Raw genomic sequence first — 26,122 nt, 5'->3', positions numbered from 1 at the left:
GAGCCGGTGCAGCTAGCGCGTAGCCACCTCACATGTCCATGAAGCTATCAATTTCGCGGACCACCTCCTTCCTTGTGTACGGCCGAAGTTACCCGCCATTCTTCGAGCCGACAACCGAATTCAGCGCTCAGCGATCGCTGACGATGGCCGCGTCCACCAGTTCGGCGAATTCGGTGACGATCGGCGACCGGAGCAGCCGGCGACCGTCGAGCGTGTGCACACGCGCCGCCAGGGTCATGCTTGAGATCAGCCAGATCCCTTGGGCCGCATGCAGATCCGAAGGCCGCAGCGCGCGGTAGTCGCAGTCGTAGCCCTTGGCCCGGGCCACCTCGAACAGGGCCTGTTGCGTGGTGCCCCGCAGGATCGGGTACCACGGCGGCGGCGTCAGCAGGCAGGGCGCGCCGTCCGCGCCGGTGTCGGTGGCGATCACCACAGTCGAGCGCGGGCCTTCCAGGATGTAGCCGTCGGAGCTGACGAAGATGACGTCGCCGGCGCCCTGGCGGTCGGCGTGCCGCAGGGCGGCCATGTTGACCGCATATGACAGCGTCTTGGCGCCGGCCAGCAGCCAGGGCATGGCATCGGCGCCTTTGGCCGGCAGCCCGCGGTCGAGCGTGATCGCCGAGAGCCCGTCGCGGCGAACCGCGGTCACCCGGTCCGGGACGGGGGTGACCATCACGTAGGCGCTCGGCGCCGACCCGCCCTCGCGGCCGCGGCTGTAGATCAAGCGCATCGCGCCTTCGTCGGCGGTGCCCGCGGCCCACCGGCGCGTCGCCTCGTCGATGGCGCGCCGCCAACCGGGCAGGTCCGGCGCGGGCAGGTCCATCAATTTGGCCGACTGGGTGAGCCGCTGCAGATGCGACTCCACCAGGCAGGCCCGGCCGTCGCGGATCAGCAGGGTCTCGAAGATGCCGTCGCCGCGGACGGCCGCCAGGTCGTCGGCGTGCAGCAGTGGCGTCCCCGGCGGATGGATCTCGCCGTCCAGCGTGACGATCACACCCATCTGGTCGGCCATGGACGGTAAGCCTAGCCGCGCGCCGAATCCGTAGAGTTGTCGTGTGACTGCTGTTCCCGCACCCGATCCCGGGCCCGACGCCGGCGCGGTCTGGCACTACGGCGATCCGCTGGGCGAGCAGCGCGCCGCCGAGTCCGAGGCGGTGGTCATCGACCGCTCCCACCGCGCGGTGCTGACCCTGACCGGCAAGGACCGGCAAACCTGGCTGCACAGCATCTCCACCCAACATGTGAGCGAACTCCCCGACGGCGCCACCACCCAAAACCTCAGCCTCGACGGCCAGGGCCGCGTCGAGGACCACTGGATCCAGACCGAGCTGGGCGGCACGACGTACCTCGACACCGAGCCCTGGCGGGGCGAGCCGCTGCTGGCCTACCTGCGCAAGATGGTCTTCTGGTCCGAGGTCACCCCGGCCGGCGCGGAGATGGCCGTGCTGTCGCTGCTCGGTCCGCGGCTGGCCGACCGCGCGGTGCTCGACGCGCTCGAACTCGACGCCCTCCCCGCCGAGCTGACCGCGGTCGCGGTCCCCGGGGGTGGGTTTGCGCGGCGGATGCCCGCCGCGCCCGCGGGCCCGATCGAGCTGGATCTGGTGGTGCCGCGCGGCGAGGCGCCCGGCTGGCTGGATCGCCTCACCGGGGCCGGTCTGCGCCCGGCGGGGGTGTGGGCCTACGAAGCCCACCGGGTGGCGGCGCTGCGCGCGCGCCTCGGCGTCGACACCGACGAGCGCACGATCCCGCACGAGGTCGGCTGGATCGGTGCCGCCGTGCACCTGGACAAGGGCTGCTATCGCGGGCAGGAGACCGTCGCGCGGGTGCACAACCTGGGCAAGCCGCCGCGGATGCTGGTGTTGTTGCACCTCGACGGCTCGGTGGAGCGGCCCTCGACGGGTGATGCGGTCCGCGCCGGCGGTCGGGCCGTCGGGCGCCTCGGAACCGTCGTCGAGCACGTGGACCTCGGGCCGGTGGCCCTGGCGCTGCTCAAGCGGGGGGTGCCGGCCGACACGTCGTTGACGACGGGACCGGAGGGCGCGGTCGCGGCGGTCATCGACGCCGATTCGCTGCCCGCCGCCGAACACGTCGGCGCTGGGAGGTTAGCCGTTGAACGGTTGCGGGGCGGTGCGAGATAATCGTCGATGGCGTTCGCCACAGCGGACAGGGGTCACCGACGCCCGACCGTAAGGCACGGTAAACTGTCGGCAGGACAATAACGACACCAAGAGATCGGAGCCGCCTACTCGTTAGGCCGCTCCGTTATTGCGCGAGGGGGTCCCCCCATGGGCCGCGGCCGGGCTAAGGCAAAGCAGACCAAGGTTGCTCGTGAACTCAAATACAGTTCCCCGCAGACCGATTTCCAGCGGCTTCAGCAGGAGCTGTCGGGCACGACCGCCGACGAACCCAGCGACGACGGCCAAGACGAATCTTGGGCCGACCCCGACGACTGGCGTCGCTGAATCCCTCATTTAAAACTGTGCCGGTGCCCTGAGCATCGGCACAGTTTGTGTCAGAACCTCGGGTGTTGCCCGACCAGCGTGGCCCGCGGCCCGTCTTTTCCGCCTTTGCAGACGGTGCCCAACACCCAGCAATCCAGGTGCCGCGCCGTCAGGATGGCGAGGGCGCGGTCGGTGTCCTCCGGCGCGACGACGGCGATCATGCCGACGCCCATGTTGAACGTCTTCTCCATCTCTTCCCGCGTCACCCGGCCGCGCTGGGCGATCATGGCGAACACCGGCGCGGGCGTCCAGGTGCCGCGGTCGACCTCGGCGACCAGGCCGGGCGGGATGACGCGCTGCAGGTTGCCGGCCAGCCCACCGCCGGTGACGTGGCAGAACGTCCGGACATGGGTTTCGGCGGCGAGCGCGAGGCAGTCCTTGGCGTAGATGCGGGTGGGCTCCAGCAGTTCTTCGCCCAGCGTGCGGCCGAACTCCTCGACGTAGCCGGCCAGGTTCATCCGGTCGATCTCGAGCAGGACCGCGCGGGCCAGCGAGTACCCGTTGGAATGCAGCCCGGACGAGCCCATCGCGATGATGACGTCGCCGGGTTTGACCCGGTCGGGGCCCAGCACGTCGTCGGCCTCCACGACGCCGACGCCGGTGGCCGAGATGTCGTAGTGGTCCGGCTCCATCAGGCCGGGGTGCTCGGCGGTTTCGCCGCCCAGCAGCGCGCAGCCGGCGCGCACGCAGCCCTCGGCGATGCCGCTGACGATCGCGCTGAGCCGTTCGGGCACCGTGCGGCCGACGGCGATGTAGTCCTGCAGGAACAGCGGTTCGGCGCCGCACACGACGAGATCGTCGACCACCATCGCGACCAGATCCAGGCCGACGGTGTCGTGCTTGTCCATCGCCTGGGCGACCGCCAGCTTGGTACCGACCCCGTCCGTGGAGGCCGCCAGCACCGGCTCGCGGTAGTCGCCACGCAAAGCGAACAGCCCCGCGAATCCGCCCAGCCCCCCGCGCACCTCGGGTCGGGTCGCCTTGGTGGCAAGCGGTTTGAACAACGCCACGGCGCGGTCACCGGCTTCAATGTCCACCCCGGCTGACGCGTAGGTGATGCCCTGGCTGCCCGGGTTTCGTCCGGGGCTTTTTCCGGGATCCGTCATCGCGATAAAGGCTACCGGGCTGCGCTCCGCGCCGGTATCACGCGTCTGTCAAGCAACGCGAACCCATAGCGTCAGCGCACAATCGGCACTTCGTCGGGCGTCAGGTCATCGAACGCGGCGCCGCGCGCGGCGTTGGCGAGCATGTGCTCGATGACGTTCTTGCCCAACGCGCTTTCGCCGGGCAGCTCGATGGGGTACTTGCCGTCGAAGCAGGCGGTGCACAGCCGCGACGCGGGCTGCTCGGAGGCCGCGACCAGGCCCCGCAGCGAGACGTAGCCCAGCGTGTCGGCACCGATAGCGTGCCGGACCGCCTCGAGCATCTCCTCTTTGTCTTCCACGGCGTTGGCGATCAGCTCGGCCGGCGACGGGAAGTCGATGCCGTAGAAGCACGGCCACTTCACCGGCGGCGAGGCGATGCGCACGTGCACCTCGAGGGCGCCGGCCTCGCGCAGCATCCGCAGCAGGGCCCGCTGGGTGTTGCCCCGCACGATCGAATCGTCGACGACGATCAGCCGCTTGCCGCGGATCACCTCTTTGAGCGGGTTGAGCTTCAGCCGGATGCCGAGCTGGCGGATGGTCTGCGACGGCTGGATGAAGGTGCGCCCGACGTAGGCGTTCTTCATCAGGCCCTGCCCGTACGGGATGCCGGACTCCTGGGCGTAACCGACGGCGGCCGGGGTGCCCGATTCGGGCACACCGATCACCAGGTCGGCTTCGACGGGGCATTCGCGCGCCAGCCGGCGACCGATCTCGACGCGGGTGGCGTGCACCGACCGGCCCGCGATCGTGCTGTCCGGGCGGGCCAGGTAGACGTACTCGAAGACGCAGCCCTTGGGCTCGGGGTTGGCGAACCGCGTCGAGCGCACGCCGTCGGCGTCGATGGCCAGCAGCTCGCCCGGCTCGATGTCGCGCACGAACGAGGCGCCGACGATGTCGAGCGCGGCGGTTTCGGAGGCCACCACCCAGCCGCGGTCCAGCCGGCCGAGCGAAAGCGGCCGCACCCCATAGGGATCGCGGCACGCGTACAGCGTGTTCTCGTCCATGAAGGTCAGGCAGAAGGCGCCGCGCACGGTCGGCAGCAGTTCCAGCGCCGCCTGTTCCAGCGTGGAGTCGGCCGCGCCATGGGCCAGCAGCGCGCCCAGGATGTCGGAGTCGGTGGTCGCCGGGGCCGGGCAGCGGGTGCCGATCAGGCCCGCCTCGCGGGCACGCGCGGCGAGGTCGGCGGTGTTGACCAGATTTCCGTTGTGCCCCAACGCAACCCCGGTGCCGGCGGCGGTGTTGCGGAACACCGGCTGCGCGTTCTCCCACGTGGTGTCGCCCGTGGTGGAGTAGCGGCAGTGCCCGATGGCGACGTGGCCCTGCATCGCGGCCAGCGTTTGCTCGTCGAACACCTGGCTGACGAGGCCGAGGTCTTTGAAGACCAGCACCTGGGATCCGTCGGCGACGGCGATGCCCGCGGCTTCCTGCCCGCGATGCTGCAGCGCGTACAGGCCGTAGTAGGTGAGTTTGGCGACTTCTTCGCCCGGGGCCCAGACCCCGAATACGCCGCACTCTTCACGGGGGGAATTGAAATCCGACTCGGGTGCTTCGGCTCCAGCGACGGTCACGGTTCGGCGGCTCCCTGGCGAACGATTGGTGACGTAACGGAGTCTACGGCCCGGTCGGGCGGCGCGCCCAATCCGTCGGGCGTGTTGCGCACCGAAAAATGCACCGCACAACCCTAAACCTGCAGTTCAGACTTGTATTTCGCCCACGTCGAACAAGGGCAGCCAGTGGCCGATCTCACCCGCCCGGGAGCCCGACAGCGTCAGCGCCCCGGCGGTCTTAGCCTCCTCGAGCGACACCAGGCCGGTGGCCAGCAGCAGCCAGGTGCGCGGGTCGGCCTCCACGACGTTCGGTGGTGTGCCGCGGGTGTGGCGGGGTCCCGCGACGCACTGGACGGCGGCAAAAGGCGGGACCCGGACCTCGACGCTGGCGCCGGGCGCGATCGTCGCCAGCGTGCGCGCCGTGAGCCGGACCGCGGCCGCCAGGGCGTCCCGGTCGGGCGCCGCGCGCGATTCGTCGCGCAACCAGTCCACTACGGCCAGCACCGCCTGACGGGTCTTTGCCCGATCGGGTGGTTGGCGGGCGGCCATGCCCCTAGGGTCGCACGGTCAGCGCGGCGACAGCGCCGGCCTCGTTGAGCGCCAGGTGCGCCAGCATCGGCGCGGCGAGGCTGCCGGAGCGATCGGCCAGCCAGCCGAACGCCCACCCGGCGATTCCGGTGACCAGCACGGTGGCGGTCACGGGCTGACCCGTCGCCCGCGCGTCCGGGATGTGGGATAGGCCAAACGCCGCGGCCTGCAGCAGCCGTCCGCCGGGCCGTCCGAAGGCTCGGGCACCCGCGCCGGCCAGTGCGGCGCGGAAGGTGGCCTCCTCGGCCCAGACGGTGCCGATGGGAATGCGCAACAGCAGCCATGCGGGGGCGGCTGCCGGTGGCTCGCGGGCGGCCATCGCGGTTCGCACCGCGGGCAGCGCGGTCGTGGCGGCGATCGCGCCCGCGACGCCCACACCGGCCACCGATCCCAACCGTGCCCCCGCCCACAGCCGCGGCGGGCGCAGGCCCAGCGGCGCGCGGGTGGCGCGGGTCAGCAGCGCGCCCACGGCAGCCTGCAGGGTGACGCGCCAGGCGGGCGGCAGCCGCGGGCTCACAAAGCTCCAGCCGACCAGGCCGGCTGCTAAGGCCAGCGCGTCGCGCGTTGCGGTTGACTCTGCGTTCATGGCGAAGAAGTGCGGGTAGCCCGCGCCGTCAGCGCAGAGTCAATGCGCGAAGAGGCGCGGCAGCACCGCCTCGGACGTCTCGCGCAGTTCCGCCAGGGACACCGTGAACAGGCCCTGCACCTCCACCGCGTCCGAGGCCTGATCGACCACGCCGATGCGCACCGCGGGCAGCCCGCGCGCCTCGCACATTGAGCGGAACCGGCTTTCCTCGGTGCGCGGCACCGCCACCAGCACCCGGCCCGCGGACTCCGAGAACAGCATGACGAAGGGATCGGCGTCCTCGGGAAGCAAGATGCGGCAACCGGTTTCACCCGCCAGCGCCGATTCCACGATGGCCTGGGCGAGGCCGCCCTCGGAGAGGTCGTGCGCGGCCGACACCAGCCCGTCCCGCGATGCGGAGGCCAGCACCTCGGCCAGCAGCTTCTCGCGCGCCAGGTCGACGCGGGGCGGCACGCCGCCCAGGTGGTCGGCGGTCACCTGCGCCCACACCGAGCCGTCGAACTCGTCGCGCGTATCTCCCAGCAGCAGCAGGGTTTCGCCGGGTTCGGTGCCCAGGCCGGTGGGGATGCGCCGGCCGACGTCGTCGATGACGCCGAGCACGCCCACCACCGGTGTGGGCAGGATCGCCGCCGACCCGGTTTGGTTGTAGAAGCTCACGTTGCCGCCGGTCACCGGAATGCCAAGGGCCGCACAGCCATCGGCGAGGCCCCGCACGGCCTGCGAGAACTGCCACATCACCCCGGGGTCCTCGGGCGAACCGAAGTTGAGGCAGTTGGTCACCGCGACCGGGGTGGCGCCGGTGACGGCCACGTTGCGGTAGGCCTCGGCCAGCGCCAGCTGGGCGCCGGCGTAGGGATCCAGCAGCGTGTAGCGGCCCGACGCGTCGGTCGACACCGCGATGCCGCGGCCGGTCGACTCGTCGACGCGCAGCACCCCGCCGTCGGCGTGCTCGGCCAGCACGGTGTTGCCGCGCACGTAGCGGTCGTACTGCTCGGTGATGAACGCGCGGCTGCACAGGTGCGGACTGCCCAGCAGCGCAAGCAAAGTCGCGCGCAGCTCGTCGCCGGTGGAAGGACGCGGCAGGCTCGTGGAGCGGTCGGCGTTCAGGGCGTCCTGCGATTCGGGCCGCGCGACGGGGCGCTGATACACCGGTCCTTCGTGGGCCACGGTGCGCGGCGGCACGTCGACGACCGTCTCGCCGCGCCAGGTGATCCGCAACCGGTCGCCGTCGGTGACCTCGCCGATGACGGTGGCCAGCACCTCCCACTTGCGGCACACCGCCATGAAGGCGTCCACGTTCTCCGGCGCGACCACCGCGCACATGCGCTCCTGGGACTCGCTGCACAGGATCTCGGCGGGCGTCATCTCCTTGGCCCGCAGCGGGACCGTGTCCAGTTCGACCGCCATCCCACCGTCGCCGGCCGACGCCAATTCTGAAGTGGCGCAGGATAATCCGGCCCCACCGAGGTCCTGGATGCCGATCACCAGGCCGCCTGCGTACAGCTCGAGGCAGCACTCGATGAGCACCTTCTCCATGAACGGGTCGCCCACCTGGACCGAGGGCAGCTTCTTGCGGGAGTTTTCCGCATCGAAGGTGTCCGACGCCAGCACCGACACCCCGCCGATGCCGTCGAGGCCCGTGCGCGCGCCGAACAGGATGATCTTGTTGCCGGTGCCGGAGGCGAACGCCAAATGCAGGTCCTCCTGCCGCAATACGCCCACACACATCGCGTTCACCAACGGGTTCCCGGCGTAGCACGCGTCGAAGACCGTCTCGCCGCCGATGTTGGGCAGGCCCAGCGAGTTGCCGTAGCCGCCGATGCCGCGGACCACGCCGTCGACCACGCGGCGGGTGTCGGGCGCATCGGCGGCACCGAACCGCAGCTGGTCCATCACGGCGACCGGCCGCGCGCCCATGGCCATGATGTCGCGGACGATGCCGCCCACGCCGGTGGCCGCGCCCTGGTACGGCTCGACGTAGGACGGGTGGTTGTGCGATTCCACCTTGAACGTGACGGCCCAGCCGTCGCCGATGTCGACGACGCCGGCGTTCTCGCCGATGCCGGCCAGCATGCCTGCGCGCATCTCGTCGGTGGTGGTCTCGCCGAAGTAGCGCAGGTGCACCTTCGAGGACTTGTACGAGCAGTGCTCGCTCCACATCACCGAGTACATCGCCAACTCGGTGTCGGTCGGCCTGCGGCCCAGGATCTCGCGAATCCGCTGGTACTCGTCGTCCTTGAGGCCGAGCTCGTGAAACGGTTGCGGTTGGTCGGGGGTGGTCGCGGCGTGTTCGACGGTGTCGAGGGTGTGGGTGCGCGCGCTCGTCCCGGAGACAGTCACCCGAACAGTGTAAGAGCGCTACCTGCCGCGCAGCAGGCTGGCGCTTTCGGCGTCGGCCGGATAGAACAGCTCGACCGCGAGCTCGGCGAGCGTGACGTCGAGCGGCGTCCCGAACGTCGTCAGCGTCGTGAACATCGACACCCGTTTCCCGCCGCCCGCGTCGAGCTCGAACGGAACGAGCAGCGAGGAGGCATCGGCCGGCGAGCGCCACGCCCTGGCGGCGCCCGCCACGCCCGGATACCCGCGCACCTCCTCGTCGAGCGCCTGCAACCCCGGGTCGCCGGTGAGCGCGATCGTGCGCCGCAACTGGTGCAGCAGGTAGCCCGCCCATTCTGGGAAGTTCAGGGTCCGCCCGGCGAGGCCGTCGGGGTGCAGCGAAAGCCGATAGACGTTGGCGGGCGGGCCGAGCAGATCGTCGGGCAGACCCGCGGTGAGCGCCGACGCCGCGGCATTGGCGCCCACGATGTTCCAGCACCGGTCGATTACGATGCCGGGGTACGGGTCGTGGGCGTCGAGGAGGCGCTGCACCGCGTCGCGCGCCGGGGACAGCGCGGCATCCTCCAGCGACCGCGACTGGTAGCGGGGCGCGAACCCGGCCGCGAGCAGCAGCGTGTTGCGCTCCCGCAGCGGAACCTCGAGGCCCTCGGCGAGGGCGAGCACCATCTCGGGGCTAGGGCGCGAACGCCCGGTTTCGATGAAGCTCAGGTGCCGCGCCGACACGCCCACGGCCAGCGACAGGTCGAGCTGACTGACCCGTCGGCGCTCCCGCCATTCGCGCAACAGCGCGCCTACCGCCGCGTGGCTCACGAAGCCACGGTAACCACGCCCGCGTACCCGTGGCGATGACCTCGGAGGTAATTGTGCCGCCGCACGCCACCGCGACACGCTTGGGACAACGCGCTCGACCGGAGCGCCCGACCCGAGGAGAACCGATGACCGACGTCCAATCCGCCCCGAAATTCAGCGCCGAGGTGTTCGCGGCGTATTGGGCCGCGCCCACCATGTCGCGCGGCTTCGAAATCCTGGCCGACGACATCGTGGGCTACTGGCCGGGCGACCCCGAGCCGGTCCGGGGCATCGAACCCTACACGGCCAAGATCGCCGAAATACTCGACGCCGCACCGGATTTGACGCTGGAGGTCATCGACAGCGCCACCGTGCCCGGCCCCGCCGAGGGCGAGGAGCTGGTGTTTTTGCACTACGTCGGCCGGGGCACCGGCCCCGACGGGCCGTTCGAAATCCGCGGAATCGACCGGGTCCGCACCCGCGACGGGATCGTCGTGGAGAACGTCATCCGCTACGACCCGCTTTTCCTCACCAAGGGCTGAGCGGCGCGGCTCGAGTGTGCGCCCGCGGCTTTGGGCGTGCGGCCGGGGCGGGATCTGCGCGATTTTCCCGCCCCACACGCACACTCAACGCCCGTGGCGCGCGCTCACTGCCCCACGACGCAGAAGACGTTGCCCTCGGGGTCGGCCAGCACCACCCAGCGGAAGTTGTCACCGAACTTGTGCCGGCCGACCTCGTTGGCCCCGGCAGCCGTCAGCCGCGCCACCTCGCCGTCCACGTCGGCGGCGCTGAAGTCGAGGTGCACGCGGTTCTTCCCGGGCGTGGGGTCGGGCACCTTCTGGAATCCGAGCCTCGGCCCCTCCGCCAACGTCACCGCGGTGAACTCGTCGGCGAGCAACTCCTGCGTCGTCCCGCCGAACTGCTCGGCCCACCAGCCGGCCAGACCCGCGGGATCGCTGCAGTCGAACGTGACCATTTCTACGTTTAGCGTCATGGCCGGATCGTAGGTCAGCGGGGCGACAGAAAAGCTTGCAGCGCCGCCGAATAGGCGGCCACATCGTGCGCACCCATCAGCTCCCGCGCGGAGTGCATCGCCAGCTGCGGCGCGCCGACATCGACGGTGGGGATGCCGGTGCGGGCGGCGGCCAGCGGCCCGATCGTCGATCCGCACGGCAGGTCCGCGCGGTGCTCGTAGCGTTGCAGCCCGACCCCGGCCTGCCGGCAGGCCAGCTCGAACGCCGCGGCGGTGCCCGCGTCGGTGGCATAGCGCAGATTGGGATGCACCTTGAGCACCGGCCCCGCGTTGACCTCGATCAGGTGACCGGGCTCGTGCCGCTCCGGATAGTTGGGGTGGGTGGCGTGCGCCATGTCGGCCGAAGCCAGCAGCGACGCCGGCAGCCGGCGCAGAAAGTCCTCCCGCGTGCCGCCCGCGGCCAGCACGATCCGCTCCAGGACGGTGCCCAGCAGGTTGGACTGGGCGCCGCGGTCGGAGGTGGATCCGACCTCCTCGTGATCGAAGAGCACCAGCACCGGCACGAAGCCCCGCGGCTCGGCGTCCAGCAGCGCTTCTATGCCCGCGTAGCAGCTGGCCTGGTTGTCCAGCCGGGGCGCGCTCAGCAGGTCCGCTGTTCCCTTGTCCAACGCCCCGATCAACGCCGACGGGGTCAGATCGTGCGTCATCAGGTCGACGGACAACACGTCGGCCGTCGCCACTGCGGCCCGCTCGGCGACGTAGTCGATGAACGAACCCCGTTGTTCCCCAACGCCCCAGACCGCGTTGACGTGTCGCTGCGGGTCGAGCGTCACCGACTTGCGGTCCTCGGCCAGGTGGATCGCCAGCTGCGGCACCCGCAGGATCGGGTCGTCGATCCGGACCAGCCGATGGCCGATCCCGTTTCCGTCCCGCACCGCCAGCCGCCCGCTGACGCCCAGGTCGCGGTCCAGCCAGGAGTTCAGCCACGCGCCCCCGTAGGGCTCCAGCGCCACCACCCGCCAACCGGCGACCAGCCGGTCCGGATGCTGCTTGACCCGCAGGTTCGGGCTGTCGTTGTGGGCGCCGACGATCCGGAAGGGCCCCTCGGTCCCCTCGGAATTCCAGGCGACCAGCGACCCGGCGCGCACGATGAAGTAGCGGCCGGGTTGCTCCGGCCAGCGGTCGGCCTCGCCGAGTTCCGCGTACCCGGCCTCGGCCAGCCGGGCGGCCGCCGTGGCGCAGGCGTGAAACGGCGACGGGGACGCGTCGATGAAATCGCAGAGGCCTGCGGCGCTGGCCGACATGTTTACCATCATGGCTGTCGGGCGCGAAGCAGTTCACGCTAGGGTTGCCAGGGTGCCTCCGGTCCAGCCACAACCCATCCTGCAGCCGTTGACGCCCGCCGCGATCTTTCTCGTTGTCACCATCGACGACGGCGGGGAGGCGACGGTGCACGACGCGCTGCCGGAGATCTCCGGGTTGGTCCGCGCGATCGGTTTCCGCGAGCCGCCGAAACGGTTGTCGGCGATCGCCTCGATCGGATCCGACGCCTGGGATCGCCTGTTTTCCGGGCCGCGCCCCGCCGAATTGCATCCCTTCATCGCGCTCAACGGCCCCCGCCACACGGCTCCGGCCACCCCCGGCGATCTCTTGCTGCACATCCGAGCCGAGAGCCTGGACGTCTGTTTCGAATTGGCCGACCGCATCCTGCGGGCGATGGCCGGCGCGGTCACCGTCGTCGACGAGGTGCACGGGTTCCGGTACTTCGACAACCGCGACCTGCTGGGGTTCGTCGACGGCACCGAAAATCCCGACGGCCCACTGGCCGTCAGCGCCACCACCATCGGTGAGGAGGACCCCGACTTCGCCGGCTCGTGCTACGTGCACGTGCAGAAGTACGTCCACGACATGTCGGCGTGGAACGCGCTGTCGGCGACCGAGCAGGAACTGGTGATCGGCCGGACCAAGCTGGACGACATCGAATTGGGTGACGACGACAAGCCGGCCAACGCCCACATCGCCCTCAACGTCATCACCGACGACGACGGCACCGAGCTGAAGATCGTGCGGCACAACATGCCCTTCGGTGAACTGGGCAAGGGCGAATACGGCACCTACTTCATCGGGTATTCGCGGAGGCCGGGGGTCACCGAGCAGATGCTGGAGAACATGTTCCTCGGCGATCCGCCCGGCAACACCGACCGCATCCTGGACTTCTCGACCGCGATCACCGGCGGAATATTCTTCTCCCCCACCGTCGACTTCCTCGACGACCCACCGCCGTTGCCGGCCAAGCCGGTAACGGCGCGGCTGGGCACACCAGTATTTGATGACGGCTCACTCGCGATCGGCAGCCTGAAAGGAACCACTCGATGAACAACCTCTACCGCGACCTGGCACCGGTCACCGAGGTCGCCTGGGCCGAAATTGAATTGGAGGCCACCCGAACCTTCAAGCGGCACATCGCGGGGCGGCGCGTCGTCGACGTCAGCGACCCCGGCGGACCGGTCACCGCGGCGGTCAGCACCGGCCGGCTGCTCGACGTCGAGGCGCCCACCGACGGTGTGGAGGCCCACCTGCGGGCCAGCAAACCCCTTGTCCGCCTGCGGGTTCCGTTCACCCTGTCCCGGTACGAGATCGACAACGTGGAGCGTGGCGCGCAGGACTCCGACTGGGACCCCGTCAAAGCCGCGGCCAAAAAGCTGGCGTTCGTGGAGGACCGCGCCATCTTCGAGGGCTACGCGGCGGGGTCGATCGACGGCATCCGCAGCTGCAGCTCCAATGCGCCGTTGAAGCTGCCCGAGGATCCCCGCGACATGCCCGACGCCATCTCGCATGCGCTGACCGGCCTCCGGCTGGCCGGCGTCGACGGCCCGTACTCGGTGCTGTTGGCCGCCGACGTCTACACCAAGGTCAGTGAGACCACCGAACACGGATATCCCATCCGCGAACATCTGAACCGATTGGTGGACGGTGACATCATCTGGGCGCCGGCCATCGACGGCGCCTTCGTGCTGACCACCCGTGGCGGTGACTTCGATCTTCAGCTGGGCACCGACGTCGCGATCGGCTACCTCAGCCACGACGCCGAGACCGTGCAGCTGTATCTGCAGGAGACCCTGACGTTTTTGTGCTACACCGCCGAAGCGTCGGTCTGCCTGGCCCCGTAGGCCGCCTCAGGCGTCGTCCGGGACGCCGAACGACGCGATAAGCCGGCCCAGATCCCTACGGCGCGAGTCGGCGGGCCACACCACCCAGGTGCGGCGCACCAGGGGCCGCCCGATCAGCGCGGCCCACGTCACGTTGTCCGGCAGCGGTCGCGGCTGGTCCTCCGGTGCGAGCGCGAAGGCATGCCCACCACTCACCGCGGCGAACTTCACGTCGGCGATCAGGACGTGCCCGTCCGGCGCGGGAGGACCGATTTCGATGCCGTGGCTGCGCAGCGCTCCGGTGAGCTCGTCGTACCAGCCCGGACTGCTCGACCGCGGGAAGCCCGTCCACCGGAGGTCGCTCAGGTCGTGGAGGGCGACGCCGTCGGGTCCGACCCGCCCGGCGGCAACCGACGAATCAAGAAGGACGCCAAGGCTTTCCCGCGCCACCAGCAGCGCGTCGAACTCGGATCCGGCCGGACGCTCGCGGACCAGCCCGACGTCGAGTTCGTCGCTGCGCAGTGCCTCGAATTGCGCGGCCGTCGAGAGGTGGCGCGGAACGACCTGGATCTCGGGCGACTCGGCCGCGAACTTGGCGAGTGCTGCGGGCAGCACGTGCGGCGCCAACTCCAGCGGGATGCCGAGCCTGATGACCCCGCCGGTTTCGCCGCGGTAGCCGGCCATCGTGCGCACCGCCTGCCGGTAGCGCGCCAGGACCGCGCGGGCCTCGTCGAGCAGCGCCGCGCCCGCGTCGGTGGGCCGGACCCCGGTGCTGACGCGCTCCAGCAGTCGAACCCCGATTTCGCGCTCCAGGGCGCTCACCGTTTGTGAGATCGCCGACTGACTCACGTGTAGGCGGCGAGCCGCCGCCGACATGCCGCCCTCTTCGACGACGGCCACAAAGGCACTAAGTTCTCGCAACTCCATGGCTGGCGACCGTGTGGCCTACTCCTCCCGACACCGGCTCAGCTTAGTTAATGGCGGCCATCAGCAGAGCCGATGGCCCGATGGGCGGGGCTGGAATTAAATGGGTGCGCGGCGGCGCTATGCGCTGCGGTATGAGCAGTTATTCGTGGAGGAGGACTCCGATGGCAACAAATCTTGAGGGTTCGACCGCGCTGGTCACCGGCGCTACGGCCGGCATCGGGCGGGCGGTCGCACTGCAACTCGCCGCGCTCGGCGCCGAGGTGGTGGTGCACGGACGCAACGCCGAACGAGGCGCCAAGACGGTGCAGGAGATCCAAAACGCCGGTGGGAAGGCGCGTTTCGTCGCCGCCGATTTGTCCGACGTCGATGACGTCCGGCGCCTGGCGGCCGAGGCGGGCCCGGTCGACATCCTGATCAACAACGCCGGCGTGTACAAGTTCGGGACGACAGCCGACCTCGATGCGGCGGTTTTCGACGAGCACATCAACATCAACCTGCGCGCGCCCTACCTCCTGGTGCAGCAACTCGTGCCCGGCATGGCCGAACGCGGCGTGGGGGCCGTCGTGAACGTCAGCACCCTGGCCGCCACCGTTCCGGCGCGGATGGCCGGCGTGTATGGCGCCAGCAAGGCCGGTCTCGAACTGCTGACCCGGGTGTGGGCCGACGAATTCGGCCGGTCCGGGGTGCGGGTGAACGCCGTGCAGGCCGGGCCGACCGAAACATTGGGCGCCTCCGCGGTTCCCGGTCTCGCCGAAGGCTTTGCCACGGTCACCACGCTCGGCCGGGTCGCCCAGGCCGATGAGATCGCCAATGCCGTAACGTTTCTGGTCTCTCCGCAGGCAAGCTACGTCAACGGCGCGATCCTGCAGGCCAACGGCGGGCAACTGGCGCTCGCCCCATAGCGTAGCCTTCACAGATCCAGCACGAGCTCGCTACCGGGCACGGCCGAGCAGATCAGCACTTCGCCCTCGCCGGGCGCTTCGAGCGGCGGTTGCGCGTATGTCGTGGTGCCAGCGACGACGCCGGTGACACACACGTGGCACACGCCGCTGCGGCACGAGAAGCGGGTGGGCACGTCGCAGGCCTCGGCGAGGTCGAGGATGCTCGCGTAGTCAGCCGACCAGTTGACGGTCAACCCGCTGCGCGCGAAGGTAACCGCCGGTCCGGTGCCCGCAGGGCCCCCGGGTGGATGGGGCGTCCTGCGCGCGCCCGTTTCGACGACGCCCGGGTTGATCGATGGCAGGGCGCCGAAGAGTTCACTGTGGATGTGCGCGGGGTCGAGGCCGGTGGCAGTCAGGCAATCGCGGGCATCGGCCATGAATTGCGTTGGGCCGCACAGGTAAACGGCGGCGTTAGTGGGCAGGCCCAAGGCAGCGATCGACTCCCGGTCGAGGCGTCCCTGCGTCTCGGTATAGAAGACTCGCTGTCGGCCGTGGGGCAAGGAGTCGACGAGGGCGGCGACTTCCTCTGCAAATACGAGCGTTTGGGGATTGCGTGTGCTGTGCACCCACCAGACGTCGCGGCCGCTGCGGGCGGCCGACAGCGCGTACAGCATCGCGAGGACGGGCGTGGCGCCGATGCCCGCCGACAGCAGGACGACCGGATCACCGCCCTCGGTGAGGTAGAAGTCGCCCCGAGGTGCGGCCGCTTCGATGACCGACCCCGGCCGGGCGTGGGAGTGCAGCCAGCGGCTCACCAACCCGCGCTCCTCGCGCTTGACGCTGATCCGGTAGACCCCCGCGCCCGGATCACCCGAGAGCGAATAGCTTCGCAGTGGCGCCGGTTCGGCGGCGCCGACAAGTCGCAGTGGGAGGTACTGCCCGGGAAGCGGTGACGGCAACGCGGTGTGGTCCGCGGACTCGAGGCGGATCGAGAGCACCTGTGGGCTTTCCCGGTGTATGCCGGTGACCCGCAACGGGCGAAAGCCGACCCATGGCGGTTCGACCGCGATCGGTGGCGCCGCGGCGCTCCCGGATTCCGTCAGCAGATCGCGGAAGGACTGCTGCCAGCCGGGGCTGAGCGCCGGGACGTCGACGGCCTTGCGAAGTTGCTCGTCGTCGCGGTTCGGCAGGTACAACAGCGCGTCGACGTCGGCGACGCTGAGCTCGTGGCGGCCGCGCCGGGTGCGGACGATGTCGTCACCGGCGCGAACGACGCCCTCGCTGATCACCCGGAAGTAGAAGCCCGGGCGACGCTGGGAGACAAGCAGATTGGGCATCTTGGGTTCATCGGTGCGCATTCCAACCCGGAAGCACGTGACGCGCGGCTGGGTGACCTCGAATTCCGCCTCACCAATCCGATAGCGGTCGCCGATGCAGACCTCGTCGTCGGCGAGCCCGCTGATCGTGAAATTCTCACCGAAGTGGCCGGGTTCCAGGTCGTCGCGTCCGAGATAGGTCCTCCAGAAGTCGTACGACTCAACCTGATAAACCATGACCGCACGTTGTTCGCCACCGTGGCCGGCCAGGTCGCCCTGGCCGTCGCCGTCGATGTTCAGGCGCCGCACCATGACGGGCCCGTCGACCGGGGTCTTCCATATCCCCGTGTAGATCGTCTTGTCCCGCCATTGCACGTTCTTGGGCAAGCCCACGTTCACCGAAACGAGCCTGCCCACCGCGTCACCTCGAGTGCTCGACCTAGACCAGCGATTCGCCGCCGTCCACCTTCAATGTCATACCAGTCATGAAGGTGTTCGTCATGGCGAACAGCACCGCACCGGCGATGTCGTCGGTGGTGCCGATCCGCCCCACCGGGTTGCCGTCGGCGATGTTCCGGAAGTAATCCCGCTTGCCGTCGTCACCGAGCGCGTCCCAGGCTCCGGTGTCGATCACGCCCGGCGAAACCGCGTTGACCCTGATGGGGGCGAGTTCGACGGCCAGCCAGCGGGCGAGGAAGTCGACGGCGCCGTTGGTGATGCCGACCCCGAGATAGCCGACGTTGTGTTTGAACGCATGCACGCCCGAGAACAGCACGAACGAGCCGCCCGGATTTATCTGCGGTGCAAAGTATTTGGCCAGCATCGCGGGACCGATGACCTTGGTGTCGAATGAGAGCTGCAGCCGCTGCCGGTCGAGGTCGCCCAGCATCCCGCGGGCGCGGGCGGACGCGGTCGACACCACGTGGTCGACCGCGCCCAGCCGGTCGGCGAGGGCGGCGATCGACGCATCGTCGGTGACGTCGACGTGCTCGGCGGCGACGCCGGGATCGCTGTAGGCGCCGGCAAGTTTGGCCGGGTCCCGGCCGGCCACGATGGCCCGCGCGCCCTCGGACCGCGCGAGCAGGGCGACGGCGCGGGCGATGCCGCTGCCGCGTCCGACCACCAGGACCGTTTGGTCCCGCAACGCGTCACCCATGCTGCGTCTGCCCTTTCGCCTTCGGTGCCGTAGATAAAACTGGGATGGCTGGCCCAGAATATGTCACCGCGATGCGCACGGCAACGGTTCGGCCGCCGGACTGTTGCGCGCGGGGCGGCGAGGTGCATACTGGGTCATACAACCCAGAATCTCAGGCCCGCCGGGTTCGGGGCTCAGGAGGGACGTCATGCCGACTGTTCATCACCGCTACACCACCGTCGACGGTCACCGGCTGTTCTTCCGCGAAGCCGGCGATCCCGCCGCGCCGGTGCTGGTGCTGCTGCACGGTTTTCCCACAAGTTCGCACATGTTCCGCAACCTGCTGCCTGCGCTCGCCGACCGCTATTGCGTGATCGCGCCCGACCACCTTGGCTTCGGCCTGTCCGACGCGCCGCCCGTCGAGGCATTCGACTACACATTCGATGCACTGACCGACCTGACCGCCCGCCTGCTCGGAACCCTTGGCGTCGACCGATACGCGATGTATGTGCAGGACTACGGCGCCCCGATCGGCTGGCGGCTGGCGCTGCGTGACCCCGCCGCGATCACCGCGATCATCACCCAGAACGGCAACGGTTACGACGCGGGATTCGTCGAGAGCTTTTGGAAGGTCGTGCAGGCCTATCAGCGCGAGCAGACGCCCGACACCGAGGCCGCGGTTCGCCAATTCCTCACGCTGGACGCCACGCGGTGGCAATACCTCACCGGCGTCGCCGACGAGACACTCGTCGACCCGGAATGCTGGTATCACGACTACGCGCTGATCTCGCGGCCCGGCAACGACGAGGTGCAGCTGAAGCTGCTGCGGGACTACGCCACCAACGCGCCGCTGTATCCCCGACTGCATGAATACCTTCGCGCCAGCCGCGTGCCGTTGCTGGCGGTGTGGGGCCGCGGCGACGAGATCTTCGGTCCGGCCGGCGCGCAAGCGTTCGCCGACGATTTGCCGGACGCCGAGATCCATCTGCTCGACGGCGGGCACTTCCTGCTGGAGTCCGCGCTGGACGAAGCGACCCGGCTGATCCGCGACTTCCTCGACAGGGTTTGCGTGCCCGCCTGACCGGGCCCGCGCCCGCCGCGGGCCTCAATGGGTTGAAGATCCCATAGTTCGCGGCGCCCGCGGGTTAGCCTGACGCGATGGCCCATCCCGATGTTCAGGACGAACAACGGTTGACCGCCAAGGGGCGCGCCACCCGCGACCGGATCGTGGAAGCGGCCGCCCAGCTGATCGTCACCGAAGGCCTGTCCGCGTCGAACATGGAGAACGTGCGCAAGGCGGCATCGGTCAGCGGCTCCCAGCTGGCGCACTATTTCGCCGACAAGGGCGCGCTGATCCGCGCGGTCGTCAGGCGCCAGATGGGTGTGGTTCTCGACTTTCACCGCCAGCCCCGCCTGCACGGCCTGCGTTCGTTCGACGACTTCGAGCGCTGGATCGACCTGAACATGCGCTACCTGAGGCGGATCGGCTACTTCGGCACACCCACCTACCATGCCCTTGCCGCGCAGCTGGCGAAGTCCGACGAGGCGACGCGCGAGACGCTGGGCGGCGGCTATCGGGAATGGATCGACCTGCTGGCGCGGGCGATTCAGGGGATGAAGGAGGACGGCGTCGTGGTCGCGGACGCCGATCCGCGACGGGTGGCGATGGTCATCGTGTCCGCCCATCAGGGCGGTGGCACGTTGGCGTTCACCTATCGGGCGGAATGGCCGCATGCCGACGCCGTCCGTTTCGCGGTCAACTATCTGCGGATGTTCGCCGTCGACCCCGCCGAACGCGTTCCGCGACGGCCGCGGCGCGCCCGCGGTCGGCGTGGGGCGGGAACGTGAACGACGACACCCAATCGCGTTACACCCGAAAGGGATTGGCCACCCGCGCGCGGATCGTCGAGGTCGCCGCTCGGCTCATGTTCGAGCGCGGCGTCGCCAACACCAGCATCGACCAGGTGCGGCGCGCCGCCGGAGTCGGCGGTTCGCAAATCTCGCATTACTTCCGCGACAAACGCGATCTGACCCGTCACGTGGTCGCCGCGCGCGGCAACGACGTTCAGGCCTTTCACACGCAACCGGCGCTGGGCGCCCTCGATAGCATCGACGCCCTGCAGGCGTGGGCCGACGCCAACGTGGCCGACATCGACAGGGTGTACCGCGTCGGCGGGTGCGTCTACGGCGCGTTGGCCGGCGAATTGATCGAATCCGACGATCAACTGCATGACGATCTCTCCGCCGGCTACGACCGGTGGATCGGGCTGTTTCAGGGCGGCCTCACGGCGATGCGGCGCCGCGGCGAGCTGCGGCCCGACGCCGACCCCCGGCACCTGGCCGTGTCGCTGGTCGCCGCTCACCAGGGTGGCGCGCTGGTCACCTACGCCACCGGTGACCCAGAACCGATGCGAGCGGCCGTCAACGCCGCGGTCGACTATGTGCGCTCCTTCGCACCGCTTTCCGCTCCGCGCCGCAAGCGGGGGCGCGCGGGTAGCTGACGGAATCAGCGCCAACCCCCCTGGACAGAATGGGTCCGTTCGCCCATAATATTGGGTTAGCTGGCCCATTTGTCCGATACGCGCGGTGGGCAGTCCCGAGGGCGCCGCGTAACTGAATTTGCCGGGACTTTCGCCGACGAGGGGACACCACAGTGGGTTTGGCATGGCAACAAGGACCATTGGCATCCGGATCGGTGGGTCACTTCCTCACCGGGCAGCCCATGCCGCCGCGGCTGCTCTTCGCCGAGCCATTGCGTCGCCGTATGCGGGTGCGCTTCGCCGACCGGTGGATCGCTGACAGCGAGGACGTCATCCTGCTTCACGAGCCGGGCCGCTACCCGGTTGCCTACTTTCCCGTCGGCGACGTCGAAGCGGGGATTTTGACCGCCGAGAACCGGATCACCCAGCACCGAGACCTCGGCGAAACTCAGTGGTTCACCGTCGAAGTTGCCGAGCAACGGGTCGATCACAGCGCGTGGCAACACACCGCGCTTCCGCCGCACGCGGCGGTGCTGGGCGGGCGGGTTGCGTTCGCCTGGCGCGCGATGGACGCCTTCTACGAAGAAGACGAGCGCATCGTCGGGCATGCGGCCGACGCCTACCACCGCATCGACATTCGCTCCACCTCGCGGCATCTGGTTGTCCGGGACGGCGAGCGGGTGATCGCCGACACGAAGCGTCCGCTGGCGCTCTACGAATCCGGCTTTGCGCCCCGCTGGTACGTGGCGCGCGAAGACATCGACGAAGCCGCACTCGAACTTGTTGATCTCCAAACCTTTTGTCCATACAAGGGGATATGTTCCTATTACGACGTCGGCGGCCGCCAGCGCGCCGCGTGGTCCTACCTCAGCGCGTGGCCCGAGGTGGGCCGGGTGGCGAATCTGGTGTCGTTCGAGCCGGACAAGATCGACGTATACCTCGACGGCAAACAGCTGCAGCTCGAGCCCGGCCAAACTGTGCTTGCCCACGGGGTCGATCGGGGTCTCGACCCCGATGAGGTGCTGCGGCAGGCAACCGCCGGGAATCCGCGATGAAGCCGCTCGTGTCGCGAAACCGCAATCACCAGAAGGGATGAAGGGGCACGGCGTGACTGCGCGAAGGACGGGCCCGGACCGGGTGGGGGCGTTCTCCGACGGTGTGTTCGCGGTAGTCATCACGATTCTGGTGCTGGAGCTCAAGCCGCCGACGGCCCCCACCTTCAGCGCCCTGCTCCCGCTGTGGCCCACGGGGCTGAGCTACGTGGTCAGCTATCTGTTCATCGCGATCGTGTGGGTCAATCATCATCATCTGTTCAGCTACGCGCAGGAGGCGACGCCGCGGCTGGTGTGGTCGAATTTCGCGCACCTGTTTTCGGTGTCACTGATTCCGATCACCACCGAATGGATCGCCGACAGCAGGCTTTCCGCCGCGCCGGTGGCGCTGTATGCGTCCGTCTTCGTCCTCGTCAACGTCACCTACCTCGCGCTCTGCTTCGAAGTGGTCGACCGGCCCACGCACGAGGACGTCACGCAGCGCATGCGTAGGATGCTGCGGATGCGGTCGGTCGTCACGATCGGAGTCTTCGCCGCGGCGGCGGCCGTGGCACTCTGGTGGCCGGTCGTCGGGATGGCGTTGATCTGCCTGTGTCTGGTCGGATACTTACGGCCGGATGTTCACCAACCGAAGAATGCCGAGGCCTAGCCATGCCGACACCGTCCGTGCTTGTCTTCGACGTCAACGAGACGTTGGTCGATATCGAGTCGCTGGCACCGCTTTTCGGGGAGAAGTTCGGTGACGAGCGGGTGCTTCGCGAATGGTTTGGGCAGCTCGTCATGTACTCCATGACCGCCACGTTCACGGATAATTACGTGACCTTCCCGGTACTGGCCCAGGGCGTGCTGCGCATGCTCGGCGACATCTACCGGGTGGCCATCACGGACGACGACCTGAGTCGTCTGAAGACCGGCCTGCTGACCATGCCGGCGCACCCGGACGCTGCCGAGGGGCTCTCGGCCCTGCGCGACAACGGCTTTCGGCTGATCACCCTCACCAACTCACCACCCAACCCGAACGGACCGACGGCGCTGCAGAGCTCCGGCCTGGACCGCTTCTTCGAACAGCAATTGAGCGTCGACGCCTGCGGCGCCTTCAAGCCTGCCCCGGCGGTGTACCGGTACGCGTGCAAGACGCTCCAGGTGGCGCCCGCCGATTGCATGATGGTCGCCGCGCACGTGTGGGACACCCTCGGCGCCCAACACGTCGGCTTCAGTTCCGCGCTCATCACGCGGCCGGGCAACCCACCGTTACCGGTTGACGGGTTGCCGCAACCGGACATCGTCGTCAGCGACCTGCGCGAGCTGGCCGCGCGACTCATCGAGGGGCGTTGACCATGGCAGCAGGCACTGAACAGGAGTACGACGTCGTCGTGCTCGGCGCCGGACCGGTCGGGCAGAACGCCGCCGAGCGCGCACGCGCCGCCGGCCTCAGCGTCGCGGTGGTCGAGCGCGAACTCGTCGGGGGCGAATGTTCGTATTGGGCGTGCGTGCCCAGTAAGGCGTTGCTGCGGCCGGTGATCGCGATCTCGGACGCCCGCCGCGTCGACGGCGCACGGGAGGCCGTCACGGGTGCCATCAGCAGCCGGGGCGTCTTCGGCCGCCGCAACCGCTATGTGACCGACTGGGACGACAGCGGCCAGGCCGGCTGGGTGAGTGGGATCGGCGCCACCCTGATACGCGGGCATGGGCGGCTGGCAGGCCCCCGGCGGGTCGCCGTCGGCACGGCCGGGGGCGAGCAGCCGGTGCTGACGGCGCGGCACGCGGTCGTGGTCTGCACCGGCAGCCGACCCGCGCTCCCCGACCTGCCGGGCATCGCCGAGGCCAGACCGTGGACCAACCGCGAGGCCACGGACAGCAGCTATGTCCCGGAGCGGCTCGCCGTCGTCGGCGCCGGCGGCGTGGGTGTCGAAATGGCCACCGCCTGGCAAGGATTGGGTTCCCGGGTGACCCTGCTGGCTCGCGGCTCCGGACTGCTGCCCCGGATGGAACCCTTCGTCGGCGAACTCATCGCAGGCGGGCTCGCCGAGGCCGGCGTGGACGTGCGCTTGGGGGCGGCGGTCCGCGCGCTGCGCCGCCCCGATGGCGGGCAGGTGGCCCTCGAGTTGGACGACGGATCCGAATTAGAGTTCAGCGAAGTGCTTTTCGCCACGGGCCGGGCGCCGCTCACCGACGACATCGGCCTCGAGACGGTCGGGCTGACACCGGGCAGCTGGCTCGACGTCGACGACACCTGCCGGGTGCGGGCGATCGAGGACGGCTGGCTCTATGCGGCGGGCGACGTCAATCACCGCGCCCTGCTGACCCATCAGGGCAAGTACCAAGGACGCATCGCCGGTGCCGCGATCGGAGCCCGGGCCGCGGGGCGGCCATTGGACACCGCTCCGTGGGGCGCGCACGCGACCACCGCCGACCATCATGCCGTGCCGCAGGCGTTCTTCACCGACCCGGAAGCCGCCGCCGTCGGGCTCACGGCCCGGCAGGCCGAGGAGGCCGGACACAGGATCCGCACGGTCGACGTGGAGATCGGAGACGTCGTGACGGGGGCCAAGCTCTACGCGGACGGATACACCGGTCGGGCCCGGATGGTGGTCGATGCCGATGGCGGCCACCTGCTCGGCGTCACGCTGGTCGGTCCCGCGGTCACCGAGATGTTGCACTCGGCCACCATCGCCGTGGCCGGGCGGGTGCCCGTCGACCGGCTGTGGCACGCCGTCCCCTGCTTCCCGACGGTCAGTGAACTGTGGCTGAGGCTGCTCGAGGCCTACCGGGACGCGGGGGACGATACTTGACGATGGCGACCTCCGACGGATTCCATCCCGACTTCGACGACGCGGCACAGCAGGTCACCCGTGACCGGGTGCACCACATCAAGGCGTCGGAGATCAGTTCCGACACCGCGCAATCCGACGGCCTGCGCCGCTTCGCCGCGCTGTCGGGCAAGTCGGTCGGCGCCGAGAAGCTGTGGATGGGCGAAACACACGCCTCGCCGGCGACCGTCTCCTCGAACCACCATCACGGCGACTCGGAGACCGCGGTCTACGTGCGAAGCGGCCACCCGGAGTTCGTCTTCCACGATGGCGTTGGGGAGGTTCGCATCGCCACCGCGCCCGGCGACTACGTGTTCATCCCGCCGTATCTGCCCCACCGGGAGGAGAACCCCGACCCGAACTCCACCGCGGAGGTGGTGATCGCGCGCAGCACCCAGGAGGCCATCGTCGTCAACCTGCCCGGGCTGTATCCACTGAAAGACGCTCAGTAAACGGCGATCTCGATGAGGTTCCCGTCGACGTCACGGCAGTAGTGCGACGTCATCGGCCCCAACGCACCCGTTTTGGTTACCGGCCCCGCGACGACGTCGACGCCGCACGCGGCCAGGTGGGCGCGGACCTCGTCCGGCGTCGCCCGCGTGATGAAGCACAGGTCCTCCGAGCCGGCCGCTTCGACGGATCCCGTGACCCAGTCGGGATCGTCGGCCAGCGCCCCCACCGGGCGCAGGTTCAGCTTCTGATCCCCGAAGCACACGGCGGTTCTCCCGGACGGTCCGAAGGTCTCCCGCCGCATGCCCAGGACCCGCTCGTACCACGACGCGGTGGCCTCGACGTCATTGCAGTTCAGCACGACATGGTCGATCCGTTCGACCGCGAATCCCACGATCAGTCCTCCTCACCGATGCCGAGTTGCGCGCCAAGCGCGGTCGCCAATTCGTCGGCGGCATGGTCGTCGAGCGGCGCGTGCGCGAAAATCATCCGGTACCACAGCAATCCGAACGCTTGGTCGACGGTTGTCGGCGGCCCGCCCGGAGGGATCTGCCCGCGCGCCCGGGCGCGGTCGAGGATTTGGGCCAACTCGCCGCGCCGCGCCGCCGCGAAGGCCGACAGCCGATCCATGGTGGCGCTGTCGGCCAGGGCCTCGCGCAGCACGCCCAGGAGCAGGCTGCGGTTCTCCGGCGCCGCAGCGAATGTGGAGCGCAGAAACACGCCGAGGTCGGCGCGCAGGTCGCCGGTATCGGGCGCCGGTGCGACCTGCCGCGCCCGGTGAATCATCGCGTCGAGCAGCACGGCGCTTTTCGACGGCCACCACCGGTAGATGGTTTGCTTGCCCACCCCCGCGCGCTCGGCTATGGCGGACACCGTGATCTGGGCGCCGCCGTCGGTGCCGAGCAACTCGGCCGCCGCGCGCAGGATCGCCTGCTCGGCCGCGTCGTTGCGGCGCCTGCCCGTGTGGGGCCGTCGGGGCGTCACAGCTGAAGGCTAACCGCCCATTGACGAGACCGTTAGTCTCGACAATGCTGGAGGCATGACCACGACCCGCCCGAACGCCCGCAAACGCCGTCGCACCGGTTTCTTCCACCGACGTATCGCCAACCCCGTCACCCGGCGGCTACCGACCCAGGTGCTGCTGGAGACGACGGGCCGCGTCAGCGGACAGCCGCGGCGCACCCCGATCGGCGGGCGGCTCGACGGCGCCGCGTTCTGGCTGGTGTCCGACCACGGCGAGGCCTCGGACTACGTCCGAAACATCAAGGCGAACAGCAGGGTAAGAGTGCGCATCCGGGGCCGGTGGCGCGCGGGCGCCGCCGTCCTGTTGCCGAACGATGACCCGCGTGCCCGGCTGGCCAGGCTGCCCCGCTTCAACAGCGCGATGGTGCGCGCGTTGGGTACCGACCTGCTGACCGTGCGAATCGACCTGGACTGACCGTCGCCGTTGACAGCG

29 protein-coding genes are annotated in these 26,122 nt (G+C 69.5%); 15 read left to right on the top strand and 14 right to left on the bottom strand.

Features of this window, described 5'->3' with window-relative positions; all coding sequences use genetic code 11:
- Positions 1-127: 127 nt before the first annotated feature.
- Positions 128-994 (bottom strand): aminodeoxychorismate lyase, encoded by an 867-nt coding sequence (locus AWB89_RS18260; RefSeq protein WP_142282570.1) that lies wholly within the window; start codon positions 992-994, stop codon positions 128-130.
- Positions 995-1,055: 61 nt separating this feature from the next.
- Here AWB89_RS18260 and ygfZ point away from each other — a divergent pair, with 61 nt between their 5' ends.
- On the top strand, positions 1,056-2,138 hold the full coding sequence (gene ygfZ, locus AWB89_RS18255) for a CAF17-like 4Fe-4S cluster assembly/insertion protein YgfZ (RefSeq protein ID WP_085175555.1): 1,083 nt from the start codon (positions 1,056-1,058) through the stop codon (positions 2,136-2,138).
- A gap of 147 nt (positions 2,139-2,285) precedes the next feature.
- Positions 2,286-2,462 carry a DUF3073 domain-containing protein gene (locus AWB89_RS18250; RefSeq protein ID WP_085095579.1) on the top strand — a complete coding sequence of 59 codons (177 nt, stop codon included), beginning with the start codon at positions 2,286-2,288 and terminating at the stop codon, positions 2,460-2,462.
- 50 nt (positions 2,463-2,512) lie between these two features.
- Here AWB89_RS18250 and purM read toward each other — a convergent pair whose 3' ends face one another.
- The 6 genes from purM to AWB89_RS18220 all read right to left on the bottom strand — a co-directional run bounded on the left by purM (position 2,513) and on the right by AWB89_RS18220 (position 9,514).
- The gene (purM, locus tag AWB89_RS18245; RefSeq protein ID WP_085095581.1) at positions 2,513-3,607 is read right to left on the bottom strand and encodes a phosphoribosylformylglycinamidine cyclo-ligase; all 1,095 of its coding nucleotides are present in this window, start codon (positions 3,605-3,607) and stop codon (positions 2,513-2,515) included.
- 71 nt (positions 3,608-3,678) lie between these two features.
- Positions 3,679-5,214: an amidophosphoribosyltransferase gene (purF, locus tag AWB89_RS18240; RefSeq protein ID WP_085095583.1), complete on the bottom strand. Its 1,536-nt coding sequence runs from the start codon at positions 5,212-5,214 to the stop codon at positions 3,679-3,681.
- 126 nt (positions 5,215-5,340) lie between these two features.
- A complete protein-coding gene (locus tag AWB89_RS18235) occupies positions 5,341-5,742 on the bottom strand; it encodes a sterol carrier family protein (RefSeq protein WP_085175553.1) in 402 nt (133 codons plus the stop codon).
- Positions 5,743-5,746: 4 nt separating this feature from the next.
- Positions 5,747-6,367: an Rv0804 family intramembrane glutamic endopeptidase gene (locus AWB89_RS18230; protein ID WP_085175551.1), complete on the bottom strand. Its 621-nt coding sequence runs from the start codon at positions 6,365-6,367 to the stop codon at positions 5,747-5,749.
- 39 nt (positions 6,368-6,406) lie between these two features.
- Positions 6,407-8,707, bottom strand: coding sequence for a phosphoribosylformylglycinamidine synthase subunit PurL (gene purL, locus AWB89_RS18225; RefSeq protein WP_085175549.1), 2,301 nt, complete (start codon positions 8,705-8,707; stop codon positions 6,407-6,409).
- Positions 8,708-8,725: 18 nt separating this feature from the next.
- Positions 8,726-9,514, bottom strand: a complete 789-nt coding sequence (locus tag AWB89_RS18220; RefSeq protein WP_085175547.1) for a helix-turn-helix domain-containing protein — start codon at positions 9,512-9,514, stop codon at positions 8,726-8,728.
- Positions 9,515-9,639: 125 nt separating this feature from the next.
- Between AWB89_RS18220 and AWB89_RS18215 the strand changes: the two genes are divergently transcribed.
- Positions 9,640-10,035: a nuclear transport factor 2 family protein gene (locus AWB89_RS18215; RefSeq protein WP_085175545.1), complete on the top strand. Its 396-nt coding sequence runs from the start codon at positions 9,640-9,642 to the stop codon at positions 10,033-10,035.
- A gap of 104 nt (positions 10,036-10,139) precedes the next feature.
- On the opposite strand, the gene AWB89_RS18210 is transcribed toward AWB89_RS18215, so the two are convergent.
- Entirely contained in the window at positions 10,140-10,487 is a 348-nt protein-coding gene (locus AWB89_RS18210; RefSeq protein WP_085175543.1) for a VOC family protein, read from the bottom strand.
- Positions 10,488-10,501: 14 nt separating this feature from the next.
- On the bottom strand, positions 10,502-11,770 hold the full coding sequence (locus tag AWB89_RS18205; protein WP_085175660.1) for a M18 family aminopeptidase: 1,269 nt from the start codon (positions 11,768-11,770) through the stop codon (positions 10,502-10,504).
- A 52-nt stretch (positions 11,771-11,822) separates the two neighbouring features.
- On the opposite strand from AWB89_RS18205, the gene AWB89_RS18200 reads away from it, so the two are divergent.
- Entirely contained in the window at positions 11,823-12,842 is a 1,020-nt protein-coding gene (locus AWB89_RS18200) for a Dyp-type peroxidase (protein WP_085175541.1), read from the top strand.
- A complete protein-coding gene (locus AWB89_RS18195; protein WP_085095599.1) occupies positions 12,839-13,636 on the top strand; it encodes a family 1 encapsulin nanocompartment shell protein in 798 nt (265 codons plus the stop codon). The genes AWB89_RS18200 and AWB89_RS18195 overlap by 4 nt, the downstream gene beginning before the upstream one ends.
- Positions 13,637-13,642: 6 nt before the next feature.
- Here the strand turns inward: AWB89_RS18195 and AWB89_RS18190 are convergent, their stop codons facing one another.
- Entirely contained in the window at positions 13,643-14,542 is a 900-nt protein-coding gene (locus tag AWB89_RS18190; RefSeq protein WP_085175539.1) for a LysR family transcriptional regulator, read from the bottom strand.
- A 161-nt stretch (positions 14,543-14,703) separates the two neighbouring features.
- On the opposite strand from AWB89_RS18190, the gene AWB89_RS18185 reads away from it, so the two are divergent.
- Entirely contained in the window at positions 14,704-15,444 is a 741-nt protein-coding gene (locus AWB89_RS18185; protein ID WP_085175537.1) for an SDR family NAD(P)-dependent oxidoreductase, read from the top strand.
- 8 nt (positions 15,445-15,452) lie between these two features.
- On the opposite strand, the gene AWB89_RS18180 is transcribed toward AWB89_RS18185, so the two are convergent.
- Both AWB89_RS18180 and AWB89_RS18175 read right to left on the bottom strand, forming a co-directional pair.
- Positions 15,453-17,156, bottom strand: a complete 1,704-nt coding sequence (locus AWB89_RS18180; RefSeq protein WP_085175535.1) for an MOSC and FAD-binding oxidoreductase domain-containing protein — start codon at positions 17,154-17,156, stop codon at positions 15,453-15,455.
- 22 nt (positions 17,157-17,178) lie between these two features.
- Positions 17,179-17,895: an SDR family oxidoreductase gene (locus tag AWB89_RS18175; RefSeq protein ID WP_085175533.1), complete on the bottom strand. Its 717-nt coding sequence runs from the start codon at positions 17,893-17,895 to the stop codon at positions 17,179-17,181.
- A 187-nt stretch (positions 17,896-18,082) separates the two neighbouring features.
- Here AWB89_RS18175 and AWB89_RS18170 point away from each other — a divergent pair, with 187 nt between their 5' ends.
- From AWB89_RS18170 to AWB89_RS18135, 8 genes are all read left to right on the top strand, one after another.
- On the top strand, positions 18,083-18,955 hold the full coding sequence (locus AWB89_RS18170; RefSeq protein ID WP_085175531.1) for an alpha/beta fold hydrolase: 873 nt from the start codon (positions 18,083-18,085) through the stop codon (positions 18,953-18,955).
- Between the two features lie 77 nt (positions 18,956-19,032).
- The gene (locus AWB89_RS18165; protein WP_085175529.1) at positions 19,033-19,722 is read left to right on the top strand and encodes a TetR/AcrR family transcriptional regulator; all 690 of its coding nucleotides are present in this window, start codon (positions 19,033-19,035) and stop codon (positions 19,720-19,722) included.
- Positions 19,719-20,375 carry a TetR/AcrR family transcriptional regulator gene (locus AWB89_RS18160; RefSeq protein ID WP_085175527.1) on the top strand — a complete coding sequence of 219 codons (657 nt, stop codon included), beginning with the start codon at positions 19,719-19,721 and terminating at the stop codon, positions 20,373-20,375. Before AWB89_RS18165 ends, AWB89_RS18160 begins: the two co-directional genes overlap by 4 nt.
- 152 nt (positions 20,376-20,527) lie before the next feature.
- Positions 20,528-21,409, top strand: a complete 882-nt coding sequence (locus tag AWB89_RS18155) for a DUF427 domain-containing protein (protein WP_085175525.1) — start codon at positions 20,528-20,530, stop codon at positions 21,407-21,409.
- Positions 21,410-21,461: 52 nt separating this feature from the next.
- Positions 21,462-22,055 carry a TMEM175 family protein gene (locus AWB89_RS18150; protein WP_241520529.1) on the top strand — a complete coding sequence of 198 codons (594 nt, stop codon included), beginning with the start codon at positions 21,462-21,464 and terminating at the stop codon, positions 22,053-22,055.
- A 2-nt stretch (positions 22,056-22,057) separates the two neighbouring features.
- Positions 22,058-22,741: a haloacid dehalogenase type II gene (locus tag AWB89_RS18145; RefSeq protein WP_085175521.1), complete on the top strand. Its 684-nt coding sequence runs from the start codon at positions 22,058-22,060 to the stop codon at positions 22,739-22,741.
- A gap of 2 nt (positions 22,742-22,743) precedes the next feature.
- Positions 22,744-24,198 carry a dihydrolipoyl dehydrogenase family protein gene (locus AWB89_RS18140; protein WP_085175519.1) on the top strand — a complete coding sequence of 485 codons (1,455 nt, stop codon included), beginning with the start codon at positions 22,744-22,746 and terminating at the stop codon, positions 24,196-24,198.
- Positions 24,199-24,200: 2 nt separating this feature from the next.
- Positions 24,201-24,668: a cupin domain-containing protein gene (locus AWB89_RS18135; protein ID WP_085175517.1), complete on the top strand. Its 468-nt coding sequence runs from the start codon at positions 24,201-24,203 to the stop codon at positions 24,666-24,668.
- Here the strand turns inward: AWB89_RS18135 and AWB89_RS18130 are convergent.
- Both AWB89_RS18130 and AWB89_RS18125 read right to left on the bottom strand, forming a co-directional pair.
- Complete coding sequence (locus AWB89_RS18130) at positions 24,662-25,060, bottom strand: VOC family protein (RefSeq protein ID WP_085175515.1); 399 nt, start codon at positions 25,058-25,060, stop codon at positions 24,662-24,664. The two genes, AWB89_RS18135 and AWB89_RS18130, sit on opposite strands and share 7 nt — an antisense overlap.
- Positions 25,061-25,062: 2 nt before the next feature.
- Complete coding sequence (locus AWB89_RS18125) at positions 25,063-25,650, bottom strand: TetR/AcrR family transcriptional regulator (RefSeq protein WP_085175513.1); 588 nt, start codon at positions 25,648-25,650, stop codon at positions 25,063-25,065.
- A gap of 55 nt (positions 25,651-25,705) precedes the next feature.
- On the opposite strand from AWB89_RS18125, the gene AWB89_RS18120 reads away from it, so the two are divergent.
- The gene (locus tag AWB89_RS18120; protein WP_085175511.1) at positions 25,706-26,104 is read left to right on the top strand and encodes a nitroreductase/quinone reductase family protein; all 399 of its coding nucleotides are present in this window, start codon (positions 25,706-25,708) and stop codon (positions 26,102-26,104) included.
- Positions 26,105-26,122: the final 18 nt, after the last annotated feature.

This window comes from Mycobacterium paraense (assembly GCF_002101815.1).
GTDB classification, from domain to species: domain Bacteria; phylum Actinomycetota; class Actinomycetes; order Mycobacteriales; family Mycobacteriaceae; genus Mycobacterium; species Mycobacterium paraense.
This window is presented reverse-complemented; position numbering and strand designations above follow the sequence as displayed.